The sequence below is a fragment of the Grimontia celer genome, from assembly GCF_900055185.1.
Lineage (GTDB): Bacteria > Pseudomonadota > Gammaproteobacteria > Enterobacterales > Vibrionaceae > Enterovibrio > Enterovibrio celer.
The window spans coordinates 188,972-212,431 of the sequence record NZ_FIZX01000003.1; the positions used below are offsets into that span (position 1 = coordinate 188,972).

24 protein-coding genes are annotated in these 23,460 nt (G+C 50.8%); 8 read left to right on the plus strand and 16 right to left on the minus strand.

Going from position 1 to position 23,460, the window contains the following annotated elements:
• Nucleotides 1-2 precede the first annotated feature (2 nt).
• Nucleotides 3-1,085, minus strand: coding sequence for an A/G-specific adenine glycosylase (gene mutY / locus GCE9029_RS19465; protein WP_062666116.1), 1,083 nt, complete (start codon nucleotides 1,083-1,085; stop codon nucleotides 3-5).
• A 180-nt stretch (nucleotides 1,086-1,265) separates the two neighbouring features.
• On the opposite strand from mutY, the gene trmB reads away from it, so the two are divergent.
• From trmB to GCE9029_RS19480, 3 genes are all read left to right on the plus strand, one after another.
• Nucleotides 1,266-1,982 (plus strand): tRNA (guanosine(46)-N7)-methyltransferase TrmB, encoded by a 717-nt coding sequence (gene trmB / locus GCE9029_RS19470; RefSeq protein ID WP_062666118.1) that lies wholly within the window; start codon nucleotides 1,266-1,268, stop codon nucleotides 1,980-1,982.
• A 96-nt stretch (nucleotides 1,983-2,078) separates the two neighbouring features.
• A complete protein-coding gene (gene glsB, locus GCE9029_RS19475; protein WP_062666120.1) occupies nucleotides 2,079-2,999 on the plus strand; it encodes a glutaminase B in 921 nt (306 codons plus the stop codon).
• An 85-nt stretch (nucleotides 3,000-3,084) separates the two neighbouring features.
• The gene (locus tag GCE9029_RS19480) at nucleotides 3,085-3,846 is read left to right on the plus strand and encodes a DUF2884 family protein (protein ID WP_062666122.1); all 762 of its coding nucleotides are present in this window, start codon (nucleotides 3,085-3,087) and stop codon (nucleotides 3,844-3,846) included.
• Nucleotides 3,847-3,910: 64 nt separating this feature from the next.
• Here GCE9029_RS19480 and GCE9029_RS19485 read toward each other — a convergent pair whose 3' ends face one another.
• The 8 genes from GCE9029_RS19485 to GCE9029_RS19520 form a co-directional block, all read right to left on the minus strand.
• On the minus strand, nucleotides 3,911-5,866 hold the full coding sequence (locus GCE9029_RS19485; RefSeq protein ID WP_062666123.1) for a DUF3857 domain-containing transglutaminase family protein: 1,956 nt from the start codon (nucleotides 5,864-5,866) through the stop codon (nucleotides 3,911-3,913).
• A gap of 52 nt (nucleotides 5,867-5,918) precedes the next feature.
• Nucleotides 5,919-7,070 (minus strand): radical SAM family heme chaperone HemW, encoded by a 1,152-nt coding sequence (hemW, locus tag GCE9029_RS19490; protein ID WP_062666125.1) that lies wholly within the window; start codon nucleotides 7,068-7,070, stop codon nucleotides 5,919-5,921.
• A 6-nt stretch (nucleotides 7,071-7,076) separates the two neighbouring features.
• Nucleotides 7,077-7,676, minus strand: a complete 600-nt coding sequence (locus tag GCE9029_RS19495) for an XTP/dITP diphosphatase (RefSeq protein ID WP_062666127.1) — start codon at nucleotides 7,674-7,676, stop codon at nucleotides 7,077-7,079.
• Between the two features lie 89 nt (nucleotides 7,677-7,765).
• The gene (locus GCE9029_RS19500) at nucleotides 7,766-8,200 is read right to left on the minus strand and encodes a DUF4426 domain-containing protein (protein ID WP_062666129.1); all 435 of its coding nucleotides are present in this window, start codon (nucleotides 8,198-8,200) and stop codon (nucleotides 7,766-7,768) included.
• A 94-nt stretch (nucleotides 8,201-8,294) separates the two neighbouring features.
• Nucleotides 8,295-8,606 (minus strand): DUF167 family protein YggU, encoded by a 312-nt coding sequence (gene yggU / locus GCE9029_RS19505; RefSeq protein ID WP_062666131.1) that lies wholly within the window; start codon nucleotides 8,604-8,606, stop codon nucleotides 8,295-8,297.
• A 9-nt stretch (nucleotides 8,607-8,615) separates the two neighbouring features.
• Nucleotides 8,616-9,182 (minus strand): YggT family protein, encoded by a 567-nt coding sequence (locus tag GCE9029_RS19510; protein WP_046304353.1) that lies wholly within the window; start codon nucleotides 9,180-9,182, stop codon nucleotides 8,616-8,618.
• A 9-nt stretch (nucleotides 9,183-9,191) separates the two neighbouring features.
• Nucleotides 9,192-10,010 (minus strand): pyrroline-5-carboxylate reductase, encoded by an 819-nt coding sequence (gene proC / locus GCE9029_RS19515; RefSeq protein WP_062666133.1) that lies wholly within the window; start codon nucleotides 10,008-10,010, stop codon nucleotides 9,192-9,194.
• Nucleotides 10,011-10,058: 48 nt separating this feature from the next.
• Nucleotides 10,059-10,763 carry a YggS family pyridoxal phosphate-dependent enzyme gene (locus GCE9029_RS19520; RefSeq protein ID WP_062666135.1) on the minus strand — a complete coding sequence of 235 codons (705 nt, stop codon included), beginning with the start codon at nucleotides 10,761-10,763 and terminating at the stop codon, nucleotides 10,059-10,061.
• Nucleotides 10,764-10,789: 26 nt separating this feature from the next.
• Between GCE9029_RS19520 and GCE9029_RS19525 the strand changes: the two genes are divergently transcribed.
• Together GCE9029_RS19525 and GCE9029_RS19530 are read left to right on the plus strand one after the other, a co-directional pair.
• Complete coding sequence (locus tag GCE9029_RS19525; RefSeq protein WP_039849741.1) at nucleotides 10,790-11,827, plus strand: type IV pilus twitching motility protein PilT; 1,038 nt, start codon at nucleotides 10,790-10,792, stop codon at nucleotides 11,825-11,827.
• Nucleotides 11,828-11,829: 2 nt separating this feature from the next.
• Nucleotides 11,830-12,939 carry a PilT/PilU family type 4a pilus ATPase gene (locus GCE9029_RS19530; protein ID WP_062666137.1) on the plus strand — a complete coding sequence of 370 codons (1,110 nt, stop codon included), beginning with the start codon at nucleotides 11,830-11,832 and terminating at the stop codon, nucleotides 12,937-12,939.
• Nucleotides 12,940-12,990: 51 nt separating this feature from the next.
• Here the strand turns inward: GCE9029_RS19530 and ruvX are convergent, their stop codons facing one another.
• From ruvX to metK, 7 genes are all read right to left on the minus strand, one after another.
• On the minus strand, nucleotides 12,991-13,422 hold the full coding sequence (gene ruvX, locus GCE9029_RS19535) for a Holliday junction resolvase RuvX (protein ID WP_062666139.1): 432 nt from the start codon (nucleotides 13,420-13,422) through the stop codon (nucleotides 12,991-12,993).
• 9 nt (nucleotides 13,423-13,431) lie between these two features.
• Nucleotides 13,432-13,995 carry a YqgE/AlgH family protein gene (locus GCE9029_RS19540; RefSeq protein ID WP_062666330.1) on the minus strand — a complete coding sequence of 188 codons (564 nt, stop codon included), beginning with the start codon at nucleotides 13,993-13,995 and terminating at the stop codon, nucleotides 13,432-13,434.
• Between the two features lie 110 nt (nucleotides 13,996-14,105).
• Complete coding sequence (gene gshB / locus GCE9029_RS19545; protein WP_002537492.1) at nucleotides 14,106-15,053, minus strand: glutathione synthase; 948 nt, start codon at nucleotides 15,051-15,053, stop codon at nucleotides 14,106-14,108.
• 29 nt (nucleotides 15,054-15,082) lie between these two features.
• Nucleotides 15,083-15,814: a 16S rRNA (uracil(1498)-N(3))-methyltransferase gene (rsmE, locus tag GCE9029_RS19550; RefSeq protein ID WP_062666141.1), complete on the minus strand. Its 732-nt coding sequence runs from the start codon at nucleotides 15,812-15,814 to the stop codon at nucleotides 15,083-15,085.
• A gap of 84 nt (nucleotides 15,815-15,898) precedes the next feature.
• Entirely contained in the window at nucleotides 15,899-16,606 is a 708-nt protein-coding gene (locus GCE9029_RS19555; protein WP_062666143.1) for an endonuclease, read from the minus strand.
• Between the two features lie 114 nt (nucleotides 16,607-16,720).
• Nucleotides 16,721-17,212 (minus strand): SprT family zinc-dependent metalloprotease, encoded by a 492-nt coding sequence (locus GCE9029_RS19560; RefSeq protein WP_062666332.1) that lies wholly within the window; start codon nucleotides 17,210-17,212, stop codon nucleotides 16,721-16,723.
• An 89-nt stretch (nucleotides 17,213-17,301) separates the two neighbouring features.
• Nucleotides 17,302-18,456 carry a methionine adenosyltransferase gene (gene metK / locus GCE9029_RS19565; protein WP_062666145.1) on the minus strand — a complete coding sequence of 385 codons (1,155 nt, stop codon included), beginning with the start codon at nucleotides 18,454-18,456 and terminating at the stop codon, nucleotides 17,302-17,304.
• A gap of 386 nt (nucleotides 18,457-18,842) precedes the next feature.
• On the opposite strand from metK, the gene tkt reads away from it, so the two are divergent.
• The 3 genes from tkt to GCE9029_RS19580 all read left to right on the plus strand — a co-directional run bounded on the left by tkt (nucleotide 18,843) and on the right by GCE9029_RS19580 (nucleotide 23,273).
• Nucleotides 18,843-20,840 carry a transketolase gene (gene tkt, locus GCE9029_RS19570; protein WP_062666147.1) on the plus strand — a complete coding sequence of 666 codons (1,998 nt, stop codon included), beginning with the start codon at nucleotides 18,843-18,845 and terminating at the stop codon, nucleotides 20,838-20,840.
• A gap of 170 nt (nucleotides 20,841-21,010) precedes the next feature.
• Entirely contained in the window at nucleotides 21,011-22,039 is a 1,029-nt protein-coding gene (gene epd / locus GCE9029_RS19575) for an erythrose-4-phosphate dehydrogenase (protein WP_002537498.1), read from the plus strand.
• Nucleotides 22,040-22,109: 70 nt separating this feature from the next.
• Nucleotides 22,110-23,273 carry a phosphoglycerate kinase gene (locus tag GCE9029_RS19580; protein ID WP_062666149.1) on the plus strand — a complete coding sequence of 388 codons (1,164 nt, stop codon included), beginning with the start codon at nucleotides 22,110-22,112 and terminating at the stop codon, nucleotides 23,271-23,273.
• The last annotated feature ends 187 nt before the right edge of the window (nucleotides 23,274-23,460 follow it).

Below are 23,460 nucleotides of genomic sequence, written 5' to 3' on the forward strand. Positions count from 1 at the left end.
CCCTAGTTATTATTTGAAAGTTCTAGCTCTCTGGTCAGGCTTTCCAGCAGCTTTTGTACCGGTGCTGCCAGCCCGACTTTCGCTGGTTGGGTTAAGTTATACCAAAGCCCGCCGTTGCCTTCCATGATCCCGTTTTCCCCAATGTTATCGGGTTTACTGTGTAACTTGACGCGAACGGGCACGATATCTAGGTGAAAGTGGCTAAAGGTATGACGAAACGCCGTGAGATGCTCTGGCTCATCAAAGTTGTTTTTCGCCAGTTTACTGGCAACAAAATTGTTGGCGGTTTGCTCGGGGGTCTCCGGCAGACACCACAACCCACCCCAAAGTCCTGCTGGTGGTCGCTGCTCCAGCCAGATTTGGTCTTGGTACTGGAACAGAATAAAACAGGTTTCTTTCTCTGGGATGGTTTTCTTGGGTTTCTTTCCGGGAAAATCCGTCTGACGACCCAGTGCATTGGCTTCACAGCTGTAATTGATCGGGCAGATATCGCATTTTGGTTTGCTACGGGTGCAGATCATCGCCCCCATATCCATCATTGCCTGGTTGTACCGCTGCACACCTTCAGCTGGCGTGTTTGCTTCGGCATGTTCCCAAAGCTGGTTCTCAACAGGCTTTTTCCCCGGCCAGCCTTCAACGGCGAAGTGGCGGGAAAGGGTTCGCTTTACGTTGCCATCTAAAATCGGATGATGTTGACCGAGTGACAGTGAAAGCACAGCACCGGCGGTTGAGCGGCCGACACCGGGTAGTGCCATCACATCTTCAATGTTTGTTGGGAATTCGCCACCAAACTCAGTGGCGATCTTCTGCGCCGCTTTATGCAAGTTACGGGCACGGGCGTAGTATCCAAGCCCAGTCCAGAGGTGCAGCACTTCATCGAGCTCGGCATTGGCCAAATCCACCACCGTTGGAAAGCGCGCCATAAAGCGTTCGAAGTAGGGGATAACCGTCGCAACCTGTGTTTGCTGCAACATGATTTCTGACAGCCACACTTTGTAAGGTGTTTTTTCTTGCTGCCACGGCAGGGTTTTACGGCCGTATTTGTCATACCACGTCAAAATGGCATCGGAAAAAGACTGACTCACTTTGCTTGCTCTTTGTTATCTTTATTGGCGGACAGTCTACTACGGTCGCTGATTAAAAAAGACCACGTTTTCTGGAAAGATTTGTACGGCAAGCGTCCAAGACTTGCACCGAGGCGCAATCTTTGGATAATGCGCGATCCGCTTAACTTTTCTTCATTATTGAGTTGCAGGCATAACACCATGGCAGAAGTCATCAAAACCGAATTGAACGAAGACGGCAAAGTTATTCGTAAGATCAGAAGCTTTGTACGTCGCGAAGGGCGTTTGACCAAAGGTCAGGAGCAAGCAATGAACGATTGCTGGCCGACCATGGGTATCGACTTCGAAGAGAAGCAACTCAATTGGACTGAAGTGTTTGGAAACGACAACCCAGTCGTGCTGGAAATAGGTTTCGGCATGGGCGCATCTTTGGTTGAAATGGCAAAGAATGCACCGAAGAAGAACTTCATCGGTATTGAAGTACACAGCCCAGGTGTTGGTGCATGTTTGATGGCTGCGCGTGACGCAGGTATTACTAACCTGCGCGTAATGTGCCACGACGCGGTTGAAGTGTTCGAGCACATGCTGCCAGTTGCGAGCCTTGATACCGTTCAGCTTTTCTTCCCGGACCCATGGCACAAAGCACGTCACCATAAGCGCCGTATCGTTCAGCCAGCATTTGTTCAAATGCTGCGTGACAAGCTGAAAATCGGTGGCATTTTCCACATGGCGACGGACTGGGAAAACTATGCTGAACATATGGTTGAAGTGATGGATGTGGCACCAGGTTACAAAAACACAGCGGTAGATGGTCCATACATTCCACGCCCTGAAGAGCGTCCACTGACTAAATTCGAAGCGCGCGGCCACCGTCTTGGCCACGGCGTTTGGGATATGAAGTACGCCCGCGTCGATTAATAAAAAACTCATACCATTCTTGCGACACGACTGTGTAAAGTGTCGCAAAGCCTAAAGCCAACCTCGTGTTGGCTTTTTTGACCACTGGAGATAGCAATGAAACCCACCCCAGAGCTTTTGAGCGGTATCCTGGAAGAAGTTCGTCCGCTGATCGGACAGGGCAAAGTCGCCGACTATATTCCGGCTCTGAAAAAAGTGCCAGCCTCTAAATTGGGCATCGCGGTGTGCTACAACGACGGCGAAATCATCACTGCTGGCGACGCTGAAGAAGCCTTTTCAATCCAGTCTATTTCCAAGGTGCTCAGTCTCACGCTAGCCCTGCAAAACTACCAGCCAGAGGAGATCTGGCTGCGGGTGGGTAAAGAGCCTTCAGGTCAGGCATTCAACTCTATGATCCAGCTTGAAATGGAGCAGGGGATCCCCCGGAATCCGTTCATCAATGCAGGCGCTTTGGTGGTGTGCGATATGTTACACAGCCGCCTTTCAGCTCCGCGCCAGCGCATGCTGGAGTTCGTTCGTCACCTTTCCGGTAACGAGCATATTTGCTACGACAAAGTCGTTGCATCCTCTGAAATGGATCACAGCGATCGCAATGCCTCAATCGCTTATCTGATGCGGGCTTTCGGCAATTTCGACAACGATGTGATGCCGGTACTGGCTAACTACTTCCATTATTGTGCGCTTCGTATGAGCTGTGTGGATCTGGCAAAGACATTTAACTATCTGGCAAATAAGGGACTTCCTTTAGGCGCAGAAAAAACAATTGTCAGCCAGACTCAGAGTAAGCAGGTGAATGCGCTTCTCGCCACCTGTGGTTTGTACGATGGCGCAGGGGAGTTTGCTTACCGTGTTGGCATGCCGGGTAAGTCCGGTGTCGGTGGTGGGATCATTGCAATCGTGCCGGGCGAAATGTCTATCGCCGTTTGGTCACCAGAGCTGGATCCATCAGGCAACTCCCTAGCGGGCACAGCAGCACTAGAACTGCTGGCAGAGCGCATCGGCCGTTCAATCTTCTAGGGTCTGTGGTCAGGCTCTAGCGCCTGGAAAGGTGTGACTTAAAAATCCGGTTGCACCGTCTAAGCCAGAGATGCGGAGAAGGTTTATGGGAATTGTGAGTCTGACAAATATGCTGAAAGTATCTTGCTTTTTTATGGCAATGCTGCCGTTTTTCGCTGCTGCAGAGAGCTGCCGTCCGGAGCTGCACGGCGATATTGAAATCAAATCCAACAGTATTCTTATCGAGCAGAACAACAACAGGTTCCGCATCGAGCCCAATGGTAACCTCTATGTCGACGTGCACCGTGTTAGCCTGTCTGATGCTCAGAAAGCGTCTTTGACTGCTTACAGTGAAAGAGTGCGTGCTGATTTACCTTATTTCAGTAAATCGCTATCTGATGAGCTGCAAACCTCCTGGCGTGCGCTTGATGGTGTGTTGGCCGCAGAGCTTGGTGAGCAAAGCAGCCTTCGTGGTGAGTTTGGGCAATTCCACCAACACTTGCAGCGCAGTGTCGTTGCTTCTTTCTACGGGGAAGATCATTCGCCACAGCTGAATCACAAAGCGCTGACACATGCAGTGCGTGAACTTGAGGCCAGCCTTCCTCAGTTAATTGCGACTGTTTCAAGTCGTGGACTGATGGACATTGCAGCGCTCAGTGCAGGCCAGAACAACCGAATGGAGTTCATCTCCAAGAAGATGGCGACGCTTCAGGATAAGCTCGCCAATGAAGTCCGCGTGCAGCGCAATCGTACTGTAGAGGTAAGACAGGAGCTGTGCTCTCGTCTTGGTGTTTGGCAAGAGCGGGAATCAGAAATTTCTGAGCTTATCCCGGCGTTGAAGGGCTGGAAGACAGTTACCGTTAGATAGTTTTCTCTTCTTGAAAAAACGGCGCGGACTTCCACGCCGTTTTTGTTTCTGCTGTCCTGCCTCATTACGGTTTATAGGTAAACTCGTAGTCCACGTTTTGCCATGCGTCATCCACATGTCTCATGTACTGGCGAAGCTCTTTGGCTTCTACATGTCGGGTTTTGGCACGGTAGTAATAATCCGCTTCCACGTAGGTTTTATCCAGCAAAACCTCACCGGGTTCGGCCACGGTCTTCAGTGAGCTTTTGAATTCGAAAAATGGATTATTCACTGTGCTTTCGGATTGCTCTATGTTCCAGTTTTCAGGAAGGCTCAGTTTGATTTTTTGACGCACGGCGCCATCAGTACCAAAGCGGAATGGAGTTTTGCGACGGATGAGATCGGGTTTGGTCAGGTAATCGTCGACAATGTCGCCAGAGATCACGAAAGAATAAGTGTCTTCAGTCTTCGACCAAAGATCGTCAATCACGTACGCTTCATTGAGCGTTAGCTCATTCAGATCTTTATCGTCGCTGACTGACAATGGACGCAGGAAATCGAGACCACTGAAGAACCCTGCATAGTAGTTGGCATATTCCTCACCCAGCTCGCGAAGCGGTTTGGATTCGAGGTAACGACGCCAGCGTTCGGCTTCTAATCCGCGATAAGTGGTTTTTACTGCCAGATAGCTTTCCGCGTGAGCATGATTGACGACATAACGCTGCTCGATGTCCTGAGTTACTGGGACTTCCTGTGAGGACATCTTGGTGAGATCGTTGCTGTCTGGTTGGAGTATCAGGCCATACCCGAGTCTTGACTGGGCAAGAGTGTCGAGTCGGTTCCCCTGATGGGTACGGGTTGCATCAATCCAAATCCATTCGCCTTCTTTCTTTAGCGCCACAATGACATGGTTAAAGCTGAATGGAGCGGCAGGTTGATGGGCCAATTGATCGCGCCAGAAAGTGTCGACCAGCGCGGGATAAGCTTCAACGCCCATCGCTTCCAGCATAGACACCAGCAGCAAGGCTTTGTCTTTGCAATCGCCATAGCCCTGGGAAATGATTTGTGCAGGCGGGCGCGGCTTGTGCGAGCCAATGCCATTTTCAATGCCGAGGTAGCGGATGTTGTTTTGCACGTAGTGAATCGCAGCAACGGCCTGCTTTTCCTGTGAATCTGGGTACGTTTGCTGGATATCTTTGACCAATGCCTGAACTTCGTCGTCGTCCGGCGTGGCTTGATAAAGCGGCAGCGCCCAGCTCACCACATCTTTCCAATCTGTATAGCTCGAAACATGAAGATAAGGATATGGGTTGTACCAGCGCGGCTGTTCAGGTTCGTCGAAGTCATACAAACCATTAGCTTGTCGGTAGGTGAAAGTCGTGATGCCATCGTCGCGGGTCTGGCGGAAATCGCCCTGTCCTTTACCGTCCAGATTGGTGACGGAAATGCCACTGTCTGAAGGGGCCAGAATCCGCGCATTCACCAGCGCTACTGTGCTCGCCCAGCCGGTTTTTATGTACCACTCACGTCGTTCACCAAACACGGGATTAAATCCAGTAATGGTGTAGCTGACATCAATCACATCACCTACCTGAACATCATCAAGCACGATATGCAGGGTTTCATCACCGTTGTAGAGCAGGGAATCCAGTTCCACTTCCCGTTTGAAGCGGTCGATCTGAGCGGTTTCTTTTCGATCCAGTACTTTACCGTCCCGCACCAGTTCGAGGCGGTGAATCGCGACTTTCTGATAGGAAGGATCGAAGTCAATTGAGATCTGGGAGCCGGACTCAACACCTTCAATCGAGACCACTTTGCTGGTGTAGCGTTTATATTCGACGGGGTTGGGCACGACGAGATTTAGCTGTCTGTCCACAATCAAAAATTGTTGATCGTAGAAGTGGGCGCTCTTGTCGAGTTCGGGGATTTGGGAAATAGGCTCTACCCAATCTGGCAGAGCGGTATATAAGTCATTTTGTTGCGCTAGTGCGAGGGAGGGAAAGCTCGCTATCACGCCAAGGGCAATCAGATACTTCTTCATCTACAACGCTGTCCTTTGCTTTCGAGAACAAAAGGCAGCGTCGCATTGCTGCCTACTCGTTGATGAACCCTGCGAGTAGATCGTTCAGGAACAATCGCCCTTTCTCTGTGACTTGCCAGTGGGTGTTAGTGTCTGTCAGCAAGCCTTCCTTAATTGCATGTCGCAGCGGCGTCTCCACAGTGTCGAGTGACAGTCCGGTTCTTGCCGGGTAATCGGCCTTCGGACAGGACTCTACCAGTCGGAATCGGTTCATGAAGAACTCGAACGGCAGTTCATCTGCCTCCACTATATGCAATTCGCTGAGGTAATCTTTCTCAGGATCGAGATATCCGCGCGGATGTTTCACTTTTACTGTTCGCTGTACGGTATTGTTATCTAAAGTAACTTTTCCATGAGCCCCGCAACCAATACCCAGATAATCACCAAAACGCCAGTAGTTGAGGTTATGCCGGCACTGGAATCCCGGCTTGCTGTAGCCAGAGGTTTCATACTGAACATACCCGGCATCAGACAGCAGTTTGTGGCCTTGTTCGAATATGTCCCAAAGGTCGTCATCATCCGGCAGTGTGGGCGGCTTGGAGTAATACTGGGTGTTCGGCTCGATGGTGAGCTGATACCAAGAAAGGTGAGGTGGGTTGAGCGCAATCGCCTGTTTGAGGTCATCCAGCGCGCCTTCGAGTGTTTGATCAGGAAGACCATGCATCAGATCGAGGTTAAAGCTGTTGAGTCCAGCTTCATGCGCCAGATTGGCAGCACGTTTGGCTTCATCCGCGCCGTGAATGCGCCCAAGACGGGCGAGCTTTTGGTTATCAAAGCTCTGCACGCCAATCGATATGCGGTTCACACCAGCTTTGCGATAAGCAACGAACTTGTCAGCTTCCACAGTACCGGGGTTGGCTTCCATGGTGATTTCAATGTCATCATCAAACGGGATCTGCGCTTCGATGCCTTGCAGCAAGCGAGTGATCTCTTCCGGTGACATCAGGCTCGGTGTGCCGCCACCTATGAAGATGGAATGCAGCTCGCGGCCACTCACCCCTTTGAAACGGTTGAGGTCTTTTCTCAAATCATCCAACAGGGCATCAATGTAGTAGCGCTCCGGCACCTCGCCTTTCAGCGTGTGGGAGTTGAAATCGCAGTACGGGCACTTTTGCACACACCAGGGGATGTGAACATAAAGGCTCAGGGGAATGTGAACCGCCATCGGGGATTACTTCTTCTCTTCGCTCATCGCAGCAAACAGCTTCTTCAGCGCCTGACCGCGGTGCGAGATTTGCTTTTTAACGGCAGGCTCAATGTTTGCGAGCGTGCAGCCATGCTCTTCGACGTAGAACACTGGGTCGTAACCAAAGCCGTGTGACCCAGACGCTTCACGAGCGATGGTGCCTTCGAATTTGCCGTGGCAAACCAGTGGTGTTGGGTCGTTGGCATGGCGCATATAAACCAGCACACAATGGAAACGCGCGGTGCGTTTGTCATCCGGTGCGTCTGCCATGTTTTCCAGCAGCTTTTCCAGATTCGCTTGATCGCCTTTTCCTTCGCCGGCATAACGCGCGCTGTAAACACCCGGCGCACCGTTGAGGTAATCCACTTCCAGACCAGAATCATCAGCGATTGCTGGCAGGCCAGTTTCTTTTGCTGCATGGCGCGCTTTGATGATGGCGTTTTCAATGAAGGTGGTGCCGGTTTCGTCGGCGTCTTTTACCGCGAACTCACTTTGTGCAAACACTTCCAGACCGAAATTCTGTAGCAGATCAGCCATCTCTTTGACTTTGCCAGCGTTACCTGTTGCCAGAACCACTTTGCTCATTGTTCTCTCCTGAATTTGGGGGCGGCCGCGAATCGAAAACCAAAAAAAGGCGCCGCAATGGGGCGCCATGATACCTGAATAAACAGGGGTCAGTCAGCGTAAAACGTCTGGTTAAAGGTGAGTTTTCCGCTGCGGTTTCCTTCAGCGCTGATATCAATAGTGAAGGCGTAATTTTCTTCGTTGGCAAACCGAAGCTCTGCCAGATAGTAAATCGCATCTCCTTCACGCACTTCGCGGAAGGTCAGTGGCTTTTTGTTGCCTAGAAGATTGCGCGCTTCGCCGGTCAGTGTTGCTGTGAGTGCCGGTTTTCCTGCCTGCGCTTTATCTAAAATGGCGATATTCAGGATGGCATTCACACCACTGCGTTTCAGGTCATAGGCCTTAGCAACTTTTGGGGTAATAAACGTTGAGTTAAACGCCGAGTAATGCACTTCCAGTGTGCCAATGTCTTTAGACTGACCAGCGTGTGCGAACGGGGAGAGCAGCATCAGTGCGCTTATCAGCGGGAGAACGAAACGTTTCATTGCGGATATCCTTGTCAGGTGAAACCAGTGCGTCCATTTGCTTCGTCGTCTAAGACCATTTGCTTAGTAGCCCAGGAAAGGACGCACCTTTTAATTACTGCTTAAGTGCAGGGATCAGATCACCGATGGCATCGGGACAAAGCGAAGGGCTGTGAATGCGAACCTGCTTATGTCTGCCAAGCTCACCTTTTTCGATATCAATCTGGCCTTTGACCACTTTGAACTGTTTCGACAGGAATTTGGTGAGATGGGCGTTGGCTTTGCCATCAACAGGCGGGGCGGTGATGGCGAGTTTAATTTCCTCGCCGTGTTGCCCCATCCATTGGTCCCTGCTGGCCTTGGGCTGGATATAGAGCCTTAAGATAAGGTCATCGTTATCCAGCCAGGCCGGGCGTGGTGCGGTCATGACTATGACTTACAGCACGAACCACAGATTGCCGAAGTAGGGGCTCAGCAGATCGCCGATAAAGAAGTTCAGGAACTGCAGCGCGATGAACAGGAACAGGATACTGAGATCCAGACCGCCCAGTGGTGGGATCACGCGGCGAATTGGCGCGACCAGTGGCTCAGTAAGCTGCACCATCACATATTCAATTGGGCTGCGGCCTTGGCTCACCCAGCTCAGAATTGCGCGAAGGATCAGTACCCAAAACAGCAGTCCACCTGCGGCTTTCACTAATGCCACTAAACCAATCAGGAAGTAGCTGGAATCAAACACCAAGGTGCCTGAACCGACCAATTGCAGGGTGAAGAACTTCGCTACACACAGCAAGTAAGCAAACAATACAGTCGCTAAATCCAAGCTTCCGATGGAAGGAATGATGCGGCGCAGCGGTGAAACCACTGGCTGGGTAGCTTTCACCACAAATTGGCTGAATGGGTTGTAGAAGTCAGCGCGTGCCCACTGCAACCAGACCCGAAGCAACACCACCATGATGTATAGATCGAACAGTGTTGAAACGAGAAAATTCATCGAGTTCATAAAATAGCCCTAAAATAGCGATTCCATCTCTTCGGCGCGGCGCACTGCAGCCTGCATGGCTTCAGAGACCGTTTCCGTGAGTTGTTTGTTATTAAATACGTTCAGTGCCTCAGCGGTAGTGCCGCCTTTGGACGTGACTTGTTCTCTTAAGGTTGCCAGTTCAATGTCCGGGTTGGCAACCACCATTTTAGCCGCGCCGAGCGCCGCTTGCTGAACAAGCTCTCGTGCGGTTTGTGTATCAAATCCCTGACGCTCTGCTTCTTTCTGCATGGCTTCCATGAACAGGAAGAAATAGGCAGGTGCACTGCCGGCTGCGGCAATGACACCATTGATGCCAGATTCTTCGTTCACCCAGCAGACTTTTCCAACGGCGCTTAACAGTTCGCCTGAGAATTGTCGGTCAGCATCAGATACAGAGTCTGGCGCATAAAGGCCACTCATTCCTTCACCAACCAATGAAGGTGTGTTTGGCATCACACGAACAAGGTTGAGCGGTGTGCCAGCCATTTCGCTCAGACGTGATACTGATATGCCGGCAGCGATAGAAATCGCGAGTTTATTCGACCAGTCAACATCTTGCATGCTGGCTAGGAGCTCTTCCATGCCTTGTGGTTTAACGCCAAGCACGACAACATCGGCTTGCTTCGCGCTTTCAATACCGTCTTCACTGGCATTGATGCCAAAGGTTTCACGAAACGCGGCGCTTTTTTCTGGTGTACGGTTAACAGCTGTGATTTTATCTGCTGGATAGCCAGCCTCAATAAGGCCAGCAATGATCGAGCGTGCCATGTTGCCGGCACCGATAAAGGCGATTGTGCGTTGTTCCATCAATCTTAATTCCTTTGTTTAGGCGGCGTCACCGCCGCGAGTGTTCTGTCACTTGCGATTGCTGTAATCACGCGCACCGAAAATCGCGGTGCCGATACGCACCATAGTGCTGCCGGAAGCAATCGCTGCATCCATGTCGCCACTCATACCCATAGACAGGGTATTAAATTGGGGGCGACCTACTTTCATTTCTTCAAACAGCGCGGACAGTGGCGCGAAGGCCTCGAGCTGTTTCTGGTGATCGTCTTCCGGCTGTGGAATGCACATCAGGCCGCGAAGGGTCAGGTTTGGCAATGCATCGATTTCATCTGCCAGCGTTTTCACTTCTTCAAATCCGGTGCCGGATTTAGAGATCTCACCGCTGGTGTTGACCTGAATAAGCACCTGAAGTGGCGCTGATTCATCCGGACGCTGATCGCTCAGGCGTTGCGCAATCTTGCTGCGGTCAATCGAGTGAACCCAATCGAAGTGCTCAGCAATCGAACGAGTTTTATTGGACTGGATAGGGCCAATAAAGTGCCATTCAAGATTGGGGTGAATCACGTTGAAGTGGGTGATTTTTTCGACACCCTCCTGCACATAGTTTTCGCCGAACAAGGTGTGACCTGCTTCCACGGCGTCTGCGATGGCTTCAATGGGTTTGGTTTTGCTGACAGCGAGTAATTGCACGCCAGAGGCGTCTCTCCCGCATTTTTGTGCGGCACTGTCTATTTGGCTGGTGACCTGTTCTAGGTTTTGTTTGATACTACACATGTTAGATTCTGCGAGGAAACGAGTTAATGGATATTACTGAATTACTGGACTTTAGTGTAAAGCATAACGCTTCAGATCTACATCTTTCAGCTGGGGTTCCCCCAATGGTCCGCGTAGATGGTGATGTCCGCAAGCTTAGCCTGCCTCCGCTAGACCACAATGCGGTGCACCGTCTTATTTTCGATATCATGAACGATGCTCAGCAGCGCGAGTTTGAACAAAACCTCGAAGTCGACTTCTCTTTTGAACTGGCCTCTGTCGGCCGTTTCCGTGTGAATGCGTTTCATCAATCCCGTGGTTGTGCCGCGGTGTTTCGCAGCATTCCTTCGAAAATTCCGACACTTGATGCGATTAACGCGCCTGCAGTGTTCCAGCAATTTACCGAGTATCAGAAAGGTCTGGTACTGGTCACCGGGCCGACAGGCTCAGGTAAGTCGACCACGCTGGCCGCGATGATCGACAAGATTAACAGCAGTCAGCATCGTCACGTATTGACCATCGAAGACCCTATTGAATTTGTCCATGAGCAGAAAAACTGTTTGATCAACCAGCGCGAAGTGCACCGTGATACCCATTCGTTCAACAATGCGCTCCGCTCGGCGCTGCGTGAAGACCCGGACGTGATTCTGGTCGGTGAGCTTCGTGACAAGGAAACTATTAGCCTTGCGTTGACGGCAGCAGAAACCGGTCACTTGGTCTTTGGTACGCTGCACACCTCCAGCGCAGCAAAAACCATCGACCGTATTATCGATGTCTTCCCGGGGGCGGATAAGCCGATGGTGCGCTCCATGCTGTCTGAATCGCTGCGTGCGGTGGTGTCGCAAAAACTGGTGAAGCAGATTTCCGGCGGTCGTATCGCTGCCCACGAAGTGATGATTGCGACACCGGCGATTCGAAACCTTATCCGTGAAGACAAGATTGCCCAGATGTATTCGATGATTCAAACCGGATCAGGCCTTGGCATGCTGACGATGGAACAGTCACTTCGTAACCTCACCATGCAAGGGCTGGTGGACACGGCTGAAGCAAACAAAGCACTGGATAACGCAGGGATGGGCTTCTAACCATGCAGAACACGCTCCAAGAACTGCTGGATAAGATGCTGGCGCAGAAAGCGTCGGATTGTTACATCACGGTTGATGCGCCTTGTATGTTGCGTGTCGATGGTAGCCTAAAACCAGTGGCTGGAAAGCTCGACTTAGAAGGTGTCAAAGCGCTGGTCACTGAGGCCATGGATACCGAAACCGAGCAGAAGTTTTATGCCGACCGTGAAGCGAACTTTGCTTTAGTCACTGAAAATGGACGCTTCCGTGTTAGTGCGTTCTGGCAGCGTGACTTACCGGCTATGGTACTTCGCCGCATTGAAACCCAAATCCCTGATATTTACTCGCTGGGTTTACCTGATGTGATTCAGGATTTGTCGATAGCCAAGCGTGGTCTGGTGCTGATTGTCGGTGCAACAGGTTCGGGGAAATCAACCTCGATGGCAGCGATGGTGGGGTTCCGCAACCGACACCGCAGCGGCCATATCCTGACGGTGGAAGACCCGATTGAGTTTATCCACCCGCATGACAAATGCATCGTGACCCAGCGTGAAATCGGTATTGATACTGACAGCTACGAAGTGGCGCTGAAAAACTCGCTACGTCAGGCGCCGGATATGATCATGATTGGCGAAATTCGAACCCAGGAAACCATGGAATACGCCATGCAGTTTGCTGAAACCGGTCACCTTTGTATCGCAACCTTACACGCCAACAACGCCAATCAGGCACTGGAAAGGGTGTTGCATCTGGTGCCTAAAGAGCGTCGCGAGCAGTTCCTGTTTGATTTGTCGCTCAACCTTCGCGGTATTCTGGCTCAGCAACTGGTGCCAGATGTCAGTGGCATCGGCCGTCATGGCGCATACGAACTTCTGCTCAATACCTCTCATGTGTCGGATCTGATTCGCCGTGGTGAGCTGCATGAGCTGAAAGAAACGATCCGCAAAGGCAAGAATGCGGGAATGTGTACCTTTGACCAATCCTTGTTTGAGCTTTTCCAGATGGGCAAAGTGTCGAAAGACGAAGCGCTTCATCATGCGGACTCGCGCAATGATCTCAAACTCATGATGAAGATGGCGGAACAGTCATCCAGCAGTTTGTCGCTGGCGAATGTCAGTATTGAGGGGCAGTAAAGAAAGTTGGCCTTCACAGAGAAAAGAAAAGCGCCTCAGGGCGCTTTTCTTTTATTCACCGTATTGATTTTCAAACCAGCTCTCGACAATGATGACTGCTGACTGGCTGTCTATTTCACCTTTCCCCAAGGCTTTATAGCCGCCATACTCAAACAGCGAAGAGCGTGCTTCTGTGGTAGTCAAACGCTCGTCATGCAGCTCCACATTCACACCGAAACGGCCTTTAAGGCGGTTGGCAAATTTACGGGCGCGAGGCGTAATGGCTTCCAATTCGCCGCCGTGTAAATCCAAGGGTAAACCCACGACGACCAGGTCCGGTGTCCATTCTTTCAAAATGGCTTCAATGTTTTCCCAGCTAGGGATGCCGTCTTTTGCTTTGAGAGCTTTGAGCGGACGGGCGGTGCCGGTAATAGCCTGACCGATGGCCACACCGATGCTTTTTGTGCCGTAATCAAAGCCCAGCACTGTTTGAATGTTACTCATGGAAAACTCTTATGCGTGTCCAACGTCTGTGGACAGGTTCAAGGCGTCTATGCCCATTTGTTTGAGAGCTTTTTCCCAGCGCTCGTTGATGGGAGTATCGAAAATCACTTTTGGGTCGGCTTCAATTGTGAGCCAGCTGTTTTCTGCCAATTCCTGCTCAAGTTGACCCGCATCCCAACCCGCGTAGCCGAGGGCGACAATAAACTGGGCTGGCTCTTCGTTAGTCCCAAGGGTACTCAGAATGTCTTTGGATGTTGTCACCGTCAGCTCATCAGATAACTGAATGCTGGAGCCAAAAAGCTTGGGATTTTTATGCAATACAAAGCCGCGATCTTCCGAAACTGGACCGCCAAATAGCACGGGCTGGTCAAGGCTCACTGGATGGGTAACATCCTGCTCGCGTTCCACTTCGATTTGATCCAGCATTTTGGCAATGGAGATGTTGATGGGCTGGTTGATCACCAATCCCATGGCCCCGTCTTCATTGTGTTCGCACATGTAAACGACACTGTGCTGGAAGCGTTCATCAGCCATGCTGGGCATTGCGACTAAGAAATGATTTTTTAAATTCACTGTGTCTTCCACATTGCGCCCTTCATTGCGTATGAGCCTACTTTCATTATGAGCAGTAAGCTGAAGAATGTCAGATCCGGGCGAGCAGTTTCGCCCGGTTTGCCTTGCGGTTATTTTTGCAGGCGAGCTTCGATAGCATCCATCAATTTGCCACTGATATTGATATCAAATGCAGCTTCAATTTCGCGGATACACGTTGGGCTGGTCACGTTAATTTCGGTCAGCTTGTCACCAATGATGTCCAGACCCACGAAGATCAGGCCTTTCTCTTTCAGCGTTGGTGCCACTGCACGGGCAATTGCCCAGTCAGTGTCGCTGAGTGGGCGCGCTTCACCACGGCCGCCTGCTGCCAGATTGCCTCGGGTTTCCCCTTTAGCTGGAATACGCGCCAGGCAGTAAGGCATGGGTTCACCATCCACCACCAGAATGCGTTTGTCGCCGTTGCTGATGTCTGGCACAAACGTCTGCGCCATGCAGTAATTGTTACCAAGGCCAGTCAGGGTTTCGATGATCACTGACAGGTTAGGATCGCCTTGCTTCACGCGGAAGATAGACGAGCCACCCATGCCATCCAAAGGTTTCAGGATCACGTCGCCGTGTTTTTCCTGGAATGCTTTGATTTGGTCTGCACGACGGGTCACTAGCGTGATTGGCGTGTGCTCTGGGAACCAGGCAGTGAACAGTTTTTCGTTACAGTCACGAAGGCTCTGCGGTTTGTTGACGATAAGACAACCTTCCACTTCCGCGCGCTCGAGAATGTAGGTCGCGTAGATGTATTCGGTATCAAACGGTGGGTCTTTACGCATCAACACAGCGTCGAGATCGGCCAGCGCGATTTCCTGCTCGCTGACCACCTCGAACCATTTCTCCGGGTTTTCTTCAAGCGTGACAATTTTGGTGCGTGCCAGCGCTTTGCCTTGCTCCAAAGACAGGTCATTCATTTGCATGTAATGAATTTCCCAGCCGCGCTTTTGCGCTTCCAGCATCATGGCAAAGGAGGAGTCTTTTTTGATGTTGATGGACTCGATTGGATCCATCACTACGCCCAGTTTGATCATTAATTTATCCTTATTAACCGAGGTCGTCTTTAACCCAGATCGCCAAAGCGAACCTGCAGGGCAGTGATTGCCGTCAGTGCTGCGGTTTCAGTGCGCAGAACACGTGGCCCCAATAATGTTTCCTCAAACCCAAATTCACGGGTTCGTTCAATTTCTTCTGATGACAGACCGCCTTCAGGGCCAATCAGCAAACGCACACGGCTAACTGGCTCGGGCAGGGTATTGATTGAGTATTTTGCGCGCGGGTGAAGGTTCAGTTTCAGCCCGTCAAATGTTTCCTGCATCCACTCATCCAGCGACATTACAGGACGAATCTCTGGCACCACATTGCGCCCGCATTGCTCACAGGCTGCAATCGCGATTTTCTGCCATTGATACAGTTTCTTGTCGAAGCGATCTGCATTGAGCTTGACACCACAGCGTTCAGAGATCAGTGGAGTAATAATGTTGACACCTAGCTCTACCGATTTTTGAATAGTGAACTCCATTTTGTCGCCGCGGCTGATGACCTGGCCCAAGTGCAAATCCAGCGGTGATTCGATGCTGCGTTCAACACGCTCAACGATATCGACAGTGACAGATTTTTTACCTGATTCAGCAATCACGGCAGGGAACTCTGCGCCGTGACCATCAAACAGCAATACTTCCTGACCCACCTGCATACGAAGCACACGGCCAACGTGATTGGCAGCGTCATCGCTCAGGGCAATGCGGCCAGTGTCAGGTAAGGATTCAGGATGGAAAATTCTTGGGATACGCATGGTGTTTTCATGACTGGATAACAATAGACAGCAGTGTATCACGCTGCTGCCTATTGGCTGTAGTGTTGCGCGCTCCCTGAAGTATCAGAGACCGGTCTTTTCACAGGAAGCTTGCACAAATGGGTTGTGATTGCCTTGCTCTCGGGCGATGCGGCGGTCACGCTCACATTCCCACTCGGTCACCGGGTAGGTTTTGTCCCAGGCGTCCATCAGCTTTTTCTGTGCGGATGCTAGACGAAAATCATATTGCTGGTTCATGTACTTGTAGGTTCGCGCAATGGCACCGCGGCTTTGTGCTGGCGGCTCAAATACACGTTGCTTGAAGTTCACCTTCGCCGCGCACTGACCATAAAAAGCCCCGTCGTTGCCATTCCATTGCGAGAAGCGGAAGTTCGAGCGGTCACCGTTAACTTCGCCAATGGCGGGAACCAGATTGTGCAGGTCAGCTTCCATCAGTTTGAAAGCCACGTCATTGAGGGTGCAGTTCTTGCGCCCACCGTCTTGCCAGCATTGACGCTGATGGCCAAATTGCCATGCAGGCACCACATGCTCCCATTCAATGCGGCTGGCACGCTTTTCCTGTTTGCGAACTTGATAACCACACTCAGAAAAATCAGGCACGCCCTTCTTGCCCTGCCATTCAATGTCACAGCCGCAGTAAAACGAAGTTGGGTAGTCCTGATAGATTTTTTGCGCGATGCGTTTGGCTTTACTGAAGGATTGCGGATGCTCGGCTGCTGTTGTGATCGAAGGGATCATCAGTGCCGAAAGCAGCATCAGAAATGTTCTCATGTGTAATTAGCGCTCGGTGTTGGAATTGTGTGGTTTGATTATTACAGACTATTGCGAGCGAAATCGCACTAAATTAGTGTTAATTGAAGAGTTTATTGATAAGTAAAGCGTTGCTTATGCAAGAGAAGGGACGAAGACAAGAGGCCGTTTGCAGCGGCGGCAAACATATTGAACCTGTTCGCGTTGAACTTTATTGTGACGACGAATAGAGAGCTCGATATGGTCACAGCCGCACTGATAGGTAAAAGTTTTTCCCTGAACAGAACTGACATCAAAGCTGTGGGTGGTTTTGGGTATTACACCAAACACCTGTGACATCACCGCCTGCCACTCTTTACCATGCGGCCGCACTTTTCCAAAACGGGCATAGACAACCAAGTGACTGATTTCGTGCGGCACCACTTCGTCAAAAAAAGCCTCGACGTTTTCTTCCAGCAATACCGGGTTAAACCTGAGTTGCCAGCGTTGAAGCAATGCCATTCCTGCCGTTTTCCCACGAATATCAAACCGGATTGCAGGCACCGCAAATTCACTCCCAAGCTGCTTGTTAGCCAGAGTGATGCATTCGCTGACGCGTTGAGTAAGACGATAGTGGAGTTCGTTCATGTTCGGCAGTTTAGATTCAGGAGCCGACAGGGTAGGGAACAGAAACAAAAAAGGGAAGCCTGAGCTTCCCTTTCGTATTCAGACTGCGATTACTTGATTTGAGCGAAATCGCGCAGTGCTGCCACTTTATCGGTCTTTTCCCAAGGGAACTCTTCGCGACCGAAGTGACCGTAGGCTGCTGTCTTCTTATAGATAGGTTGCAGCAGGTTCAGCATTTCCTGCAGGCCGTAAGGGCGCAGGTCGAAGTGTTGGCGAACCGCTTCAATGATGATGTCGTGAGACACTTTCTCGGTACCGAAGGTTTCAACCATGATAGACGTTGGATCCGCAACACCGATGGCGTAAGACAATTGGATTTCACAACGGTCAGCCATGCCTGCAGCAACGATGTTCTTCGCTACATAGCGTGCAGCGTATGCAGCAGAGCGGTCAACTTTCGATGGATCTTTACCGGAGAATGCACCGCCACCGTGGCGAGCCGCGCCGCCATAGGTATCAACGATGATCTTACGACCCGTCAGACCACAGTCACCCATTGGGCCACCGATAACAAAACGGCCAGTTGGGTTGATAAAGAAGTTGGTGTCTTTGTTCAGCCACTCTGTAGGCAGTACTGGCTTGATGATCTCTTCCATCACCGCTTCACGCAGGTCTGGCGTGGAGATGCTGTCACAGTGCTGGGTAGACAGAACAACCGCATCGATGCCAACAATCTTACCTTGGTCGTATTGGAAGGTGACCTGAGATTTTGCATCCGGGCGCAGCCAAGGTAGCGTACCGTTCTTACGAACTTCTGCCTGACGTTGAACCAGACGGTGAGAGTAAGTGATTGGTGCAGGCATCAATACATCAGTTTCGTTACATGCGTAACCGAACATGATGCCTTGGTCGCCCGCGCCCTGCTCTTTAGGGTCAGTTTTATCAACACCTTGGTTGATGTCAGGAGACTGTTTACCGATGGTGTTCAGAATCGCACAAGAGTCTGCGTCGAAACCCATGTCAGAGTGAACGTAGCCGATTTCGCGAACGGTTTCGCGGGTCAGCTCTTCGATATCAACCCATGCTGAGGTTGTGATTTCACCACCAACCATCACCATGCCGGTTTTCACGTAAGTCTCACAGGCTACGCGTGCTTTTGGATCCTGCTTCAGAATCGCGTCAAGAACGGCGTCTGAAATCTGGTCTGCGATTTTGTCTGGATGACCTTCTGATACTGACTCAGAAGTAAACAGGTGTTTAGCCATGTCTTTTCCCTAGCAATAATAAATGTTGGTTGATACCGAATCTTTGTTTGTAAAAGCATCTTTGGTCGTCTGACCGTATAAAAGTATAGATGCTTTTCCATCTGGACGTCTATTTTACGCAGGGCAGCGTATAAATCAACCTCACAAATTGTCTGCTTTATTGAGTAATCGTTTGCGTCCGTAATCTTGTAGTTACAAATAGATGCAGAACTTTCCCATTGAGAACAGACAGAATCCCCTAAAATCAGCCATGTAAAACGTTTGCAGACCTGCTGGACTCTTGCGACAATACTCGCCCGCCGAATTCAGCAATCTGGCTGCTTGGTTAACAAGTATTGTGCCGGATTGCCTATAACTCAAAACCTCTAATGATCTCAGGAGCAGACATGTCTTCTCGCAAGGTTTTAGCAAACGCGATCCGTGCCCTAAGCATGGACGGTGTACAACAAGCTAACTCTGGTCACCCAGGTGCCCCTATGGGCATGGCAGATATCGCCGAAGTCCTGTGGCGTGACCACATGAACCACAACCCACAAAACCCTGAGTGGGCGGACCGCGACCGCTTCGTACTGTCAAACGGTCACGGCTCTATGCTGATCTACTCTCTGCTGCACCTGACCGGTTACGATCTGTCTATCGACGATCTGAAAAACTTCCGTCAACTGCACTCGAAAACGCCGGGCCACCCTGAGTACGGCTACGCGCCAGGTGTAGAAACGACCACTGGTCCTCTGGGTCAAGGTATCACCAACGCTGTCGGTATGGCGATTGCAGAAAGAGCACTGGCTGCTCAGTTCAACCGTGAAGGCCACGACATCGTTGACCACAACACTTATGCGTTCCTGGGTGACGGCTGTCTGATGGAAGGTATCTCTCACGAAGCATGCTCGCTGGCAGGCACGCTGGGTCTGGGCAAACTGATCGCGTTTTGGGATGACAACGGCATCTCTATCGACGGTCATGTTGAAGGCTGGTTCACTGACGACACACCCAAGCGTTTCGAATCTTACGGCTGGCACGTTATCCCAGCAGTAGACGGCCACGACGCTGACGCAATTAATGCAGCGATTGAAGCGGCGAAAGCAGAAACCGGTCGTCCTACCCTAATTTGTACCAAAACCATCATCGGTTTCGGTTCACCAAACAAAGCAGGCTCTCACGACTGTCACGGTGCACCACTGGGCGCTGACGAAATCAAAGCGGCACGTGAGTTCCTGGGTTGGGAACACCCTGCATTTGAAATCCCGGCTGACGTCTACGGTCGGTGGGACGCGAAAGAAGCGGGCGCAGCAAAAGAAGCGGCTTGGAACGAAAAGCTGGCTGCGTACGAAGCTGCACACCCAGAGCTGGCGGCAGAGTTCAAACGCCGTGTAAACGGTGACCTGCCTGCTGAGTGGGAAGAAAAAGCCAACCAAATCATCGCCGACCTGCAAGCGAACCCAGCAAACATTGCTTCACGTAAAGCATCTCAAAACGCGCTGGAAGCGTTTGGTGCGATGCTGCCTGAATTCATGGGTGGCTCAGCTGACCTGGCACCTTCTAACCTGACCATGTGGTCTGGCTCAAAAGCCCTGACCGGTGAAGATGCTTCCGGCAACTACATCCACTACGGTGTGCGTGAGTTCGGTATGACCGCGATCATCAACGGTATCGCTCTGCATGGTGGTTTCGTCCCATACGGCGCGACCTTCCTGATGTTCATGGAATACGCGCGTAACGCGATGCGTATGGCAGCACTGATGAAAGTGCAGAACATTCAGGTTTACACTCACGACTCTATCGGTCTGGGTGAAGACGGCCCGACGCACCAACCGGTTGAGCAAATCGCTTCTCTGCGCCTGACACCAAACATGAGCACATGGCGCCCATGTGACCAGGTAGAGTCTGCAGTTGCTTGGAAACTGGCGATTGAGCGTAGAGACGGTCCAAGCTCGCTAATTTTCTCGCGTCAGAACCTGGCACAGCAAGAGCGTTCAGCGGAGCAAGTAGCAAACATCGCCAAGGGTGGTTACATCCTGAAGGATTGCATTGGCAAACCAGAACTTATCCTGATTGCGACTGGTTCAGAGGTTGAATTGGCGGTTGAAGCAAGCACTGAACTGTCAGCGCAGGGCTTCAATGTTCGTGTGGTTTCAATCCCATCGACTGATGTGTTTGACAAGCAAGATGCGGCTTACCGTGAATCGGTACTGCCATCAGACGTGACAGCACGTGTGGCTATCGAAGCGGGTATCGCGGACTTCTGGTACAAGTACGTGGGTTTTGACGGTCGTATCATCGGCATGCATACCTTCGGTGAATCTGCGCCGGCAGGCGAGCTGTTCAAGATGTTCGGCTTCACCACTGAAAACGTGGTTGAGACAGCAAAAGAACTGCTGGCATAAGCAACAAAAAAGACCCAAAAACCCGCCAACTGGCGGGTTTTTTCTTTCCCGCTCTTTATCCAATCCTTAAGAAACATTGATGAGAGACCAGTCACATTCTGCGTGCGAAATTCACGTGCTTGAGATAGACTGTCAGCCGCATTTCATTAACGACACAGATCAGCAGGGATATGGCATTACGCGTCGCAATTAATGGATTTGGCCGCATTGGCCGTAGCGTGCTCCGCGCGCTGTATGAAAGTGACAAACGCGACCAGATAGAAGTGGTTGCGGTGAACGAATTAGCTGAGCCTGATGCCATGGCGCATCTGCTTCAGTATGACTCCAGTCATGGCCGCTTTTTCAAGAAAGTGACCAACAGTCAGGAGTCCCTGTTTGTTGGCGACGACAAAATCCGCATTCTGCACCTTAGTGATATCAATCTACTCCCTTGGCGAGATCTGGACATCGACATCGTGCTCGACTGTACGGGTGTGTTTGGCAACCGTGAACACGGTCAGGCGCATTTGGACGCCGGTGCCAAGAAAGTGCTGTTCTCCCATCCAGGCAGTAACGATCTGGATAACACCATCATCTTTGGTGTGAATGAAGAAACCCTCAAACCGACGGATCGCATTGTTTCCAATGGTTCCTGCACCACCAACTGTATCGTGCCTGTGATTAAGGTATTGGATGAGCAGTTTGGGATTGAGTCAGGAACCATTACCACGATTCACTCTTCCATGAACGACCAGCAGGTGATCGATGCCTATCACCCAGATTTGCGACGCACGCGCGCTGCCAGTCAGTCTATTATTCCGGTCGACACCAAATTACATTTAGGAATTGGAAGAATCTTTCCGAAATTTTCTGACAAATTTGAAGCGATTTCGGTTAGAGTGCCAACAATTAACGTCACAGCAATGGATTTGAGTGTTACTGTTCACACAAAAGTGAAAGTTAATGACGTAAATCAATCACTCGAGGAGGCCGCTCGGTGTACATTGAACGGCATCGTCGACTATACCGAGGCACCACTTGTCTCGATAGACTTCAACCATGATCCCCACAGCGCCATCGTGGATGGTTCGCAGACACGAGTTAGTAATCATCATCTGATAAAAATGTTGATTTGGTGCGACAACGAATGGGGGTTTGCCAACCGCATGCTGGATACAGCGTTGGCCATGGCAACAGTTACCAGTGGCTCGAAGGCTTGAGCCACGGCTTTCCGAAGTAAAGAAAGCCACAGCAAATTTTTGATTTTTGCAACTTAGAGAGAGGACGAAAATGTCTGTAATCAAAATGACCGATCTGGATCTGGCTGGCAAACGCGTATTTATCCGTGCCGATCTGAACGTACCAGTAAAAGACGGTAAAGTGACTTCTGACGCGCGTATTCTGGCGTCTCTGCCAACCATCAAACACTGCCTGGAAGCTGGCGCGAAAGTGATGGTTACTTCTCACCTGGGTCGTCCGACTGAAGGCGAGTACGCTGAAGAATTCTCTCTGCAGCCTGTTGTTAACTACCTGAACGACGCACTGGATTGTGACGTTAAACTGGCAAAAGACTATCTGGACGGCCTGGAGCTGAACGCAGGTGAGCTAGTTGTTCTGGAAAACGTACGTTTCAACAAAGGCGAGAAGAAAAACGAAGACGAACTGTCTAAGAAATACGCTGCACTGTGTGACGTATTCGTGATGGACGCGTTCGGTACTGCTCACCGTGCACAAGCATCAACCTACGGTGTTGGTGTGTTCGCTCCAATCGCATGTGCAGGTCCTCTGCTGGCTAACGAACTGGAAGCACTGGGCAAAGCAATGGATAACCCAGCGCGCCCAATGGTGGCAATCGTTGGTGGTTCTAAAGTTTCTACCAAACTGACTGTTCTGGAATCTCTGTCTAAAATCGCTGACCAACTGGTTGTTGGTGGTGGTATCGCGAACACCTTCATCGCAGCAGCAGGCCACAACGTAGGTAAGTCTCTGTACGAAGCTGACCTGGTTGATACTGCTAAGAAGTTGATGGACGAGTGTGCGATTCCAGTAGCGACTGACGTTGCATGTGCGAAAGCATTCGACGAGAACGCAGAAGCGGAAATCAAGAACGTTTCTGAAGTTCAGGACGACGACATGATCTTCGACCTGGGTCCAGACTCAACACAAGCGCTGGCTGAAATCCTTAAGAATGCAAAAACCATTCTGTGGAACGGCCCAGTAGGCGTTTTCGAATTCAAGAACTTCGAAGCTGGTACTAAAGGTATCTCTGAAGCGATCGCTGCTTCTGAAGGTTTCTCTGTTGCAGGTGGTGGTGACACGCTGGCAGCTATCGACCAGTTCGGTATCAAAGCTGACGTTTCTTACATCTCTACCGGTGGCGGCGCTTTCCTTGAGTTCGTTGAAGGTAAAGTATTGCCTGCAGTAGAAATGCTGGAAACTCGCGCGAAAGCGTAATGACGAACGGGGGTTACTGCCCCCGTTTTTTATGCATCTTTGATAACTCTTTAATCATTGGAATGCATATCTAAACGCAAAAAATAATGTGTTTAGAATCACGTTTGGGTACAATGCGCAGCACTGTTCGCAAACGTTTGCCGAATTGAAACAAGTCGGTAGGAAAGACCGGCTTGGATAGGATTTC

Coding starts and splice junctions, on each gene's coding strand:
- GCE9029_RS19525 (WP_039849741.1), top strand. CDS start 10,790: ATGGATATTACTGAATTACTGGACTTTAGTGTAAAGCATAACGCTTCA.
- ruvX (WP_062666139.1), bottom strand. CDS start 13,422: ATGAGTAACATTCAAACAGTGCTGGGCTTTGATTACGGCACAAAAAGC.
- yggU (WP_062666131.1), bottom strand. CDS start 8,606: ATGACCGCACCACGCCCGGCCTGGCTGGATAACGATGACCTTATCTTA.
- metK (WP_062666145.1), bottom strand. CDS start 18,456: ATGGCTAAACACCTGTTTACTTCTGAGTCAGTATCAGAAGGTCATCCA.
- GCE9029_RS19520 (WP_062666135.1), bottom strand. CDS start 10,763: ATGTGTAGTATCAAACAAAACCTAGAACAGGTCACCAGCCAAATAGAC.
- trmB (WP_062666118.1), top strand. CDS start 1,266: ATGGCAGAAGTCATCAAAACCGAATTGAACGAAGACGGCAAAGTTATT.
- tkt (WP_062666147.1), top strand. CDS start 18,843: ATGTCTTCTCGCAAGGTTTTAGCAAACGCGATCCGTGCCCTAAGCATG.
- GCE9029_RS19580 (WP_062666149.1), top strand. CDS start 22,110: ATGTCTGTAATCAAAATGACCGATCTGGATCTGGCTGGCAAACGCGTA.
- GCE9029_RS19485 (WP_062666123.1), bottom strand. CDS start 5,866: ATGAAGAAGTATCTGATTGCCCTTGGCGTGATAGCGAGCTTTCCCTCC.
- GCE9029_RS19495 (WP_062666127.1), bottom strand. CDS start 7,676: ATGAGCAAAGTGGTTCTGGCAACAGGTAACGCTGGCAAAGTCAAAGAG.
- GCE9029_RS19510 (WP_046304353.1), bottom strand. CDS start 9,182: ATGAACTCGATGAATTTTCTCGTTTCAACACTGTTCGATCTATACATC.
- GCE9029_RS19500 (WP_062666129.1), bottom strand. CDS start 8,200: ATGAAACGTTTCGTTCTCCCGCTGATAAGCGCACTGATGCTGCTCTCC.
- GCE9029_RS19560 (WP_062666332.1), bottom strand. CDS start 17,212: ATGAACGAACTCCACTATCGTCTTACTCAACGCGTCAGCGAATGCATC.
- GCE9029_RS19555 (WP_062666143.1), bottom strand. CDS start 16,606: ATGAGAACATTTCTGATGCTGCTTTCGGCACTGATGATCCCTTCGATC.
- GCE9029_RS19480 (WP_062666122.1), top strand. CDS start 3,085: ATGGGAATTGTGAGTCTGACAAATATGCTGAAAGTATCTTGCTTTTTT.
- epd (WP_002537498.1), top strand. CDS start 21,011: ATGGCATTACGCGTCGCAATTAATGGATTTGGCCGCATTGGCCGTAGC.
- GCE9029_RS19530 (WP_062666137.1), top strand. CDS start 11,830: ATGCAGAACACGCTCCAAGAACTGCTGGATAAGATGCTGGCGCAGAAA.
- glsB (WP_062666120.1), top strand. CDS start 2,079: ATGAAACCCACCCCAGAGCTTTTGAGCGGTATCCTGGAAGAAGTTCGT.
- gshB (WP_002537492.1), bottom strand. CDS start 15,053: ATGATCAAACTGGGCGTAGTGATGGATCCAATCGAGTCCATCAACATC.
- rsmE (WP_062666141.1), bottom strand. CDS start 15,814: ATGCGTATCCCAAGAATTTTCCATCCTGAATCCTTACCTGACACTGGC.
- hemW (WP_062666125.1), bottom strand. CDS start 7,070: ATGGCGGTTCACATTCCCCTGAGCCTTTATGTTCACATCCCCTGGTGT.
- proC (WP_062666133.1), bottom strand. CDS start 10,010: ATGGAACAACGCACAATCGCCTTTATCGGTGCCGGCAACATGGCACGC.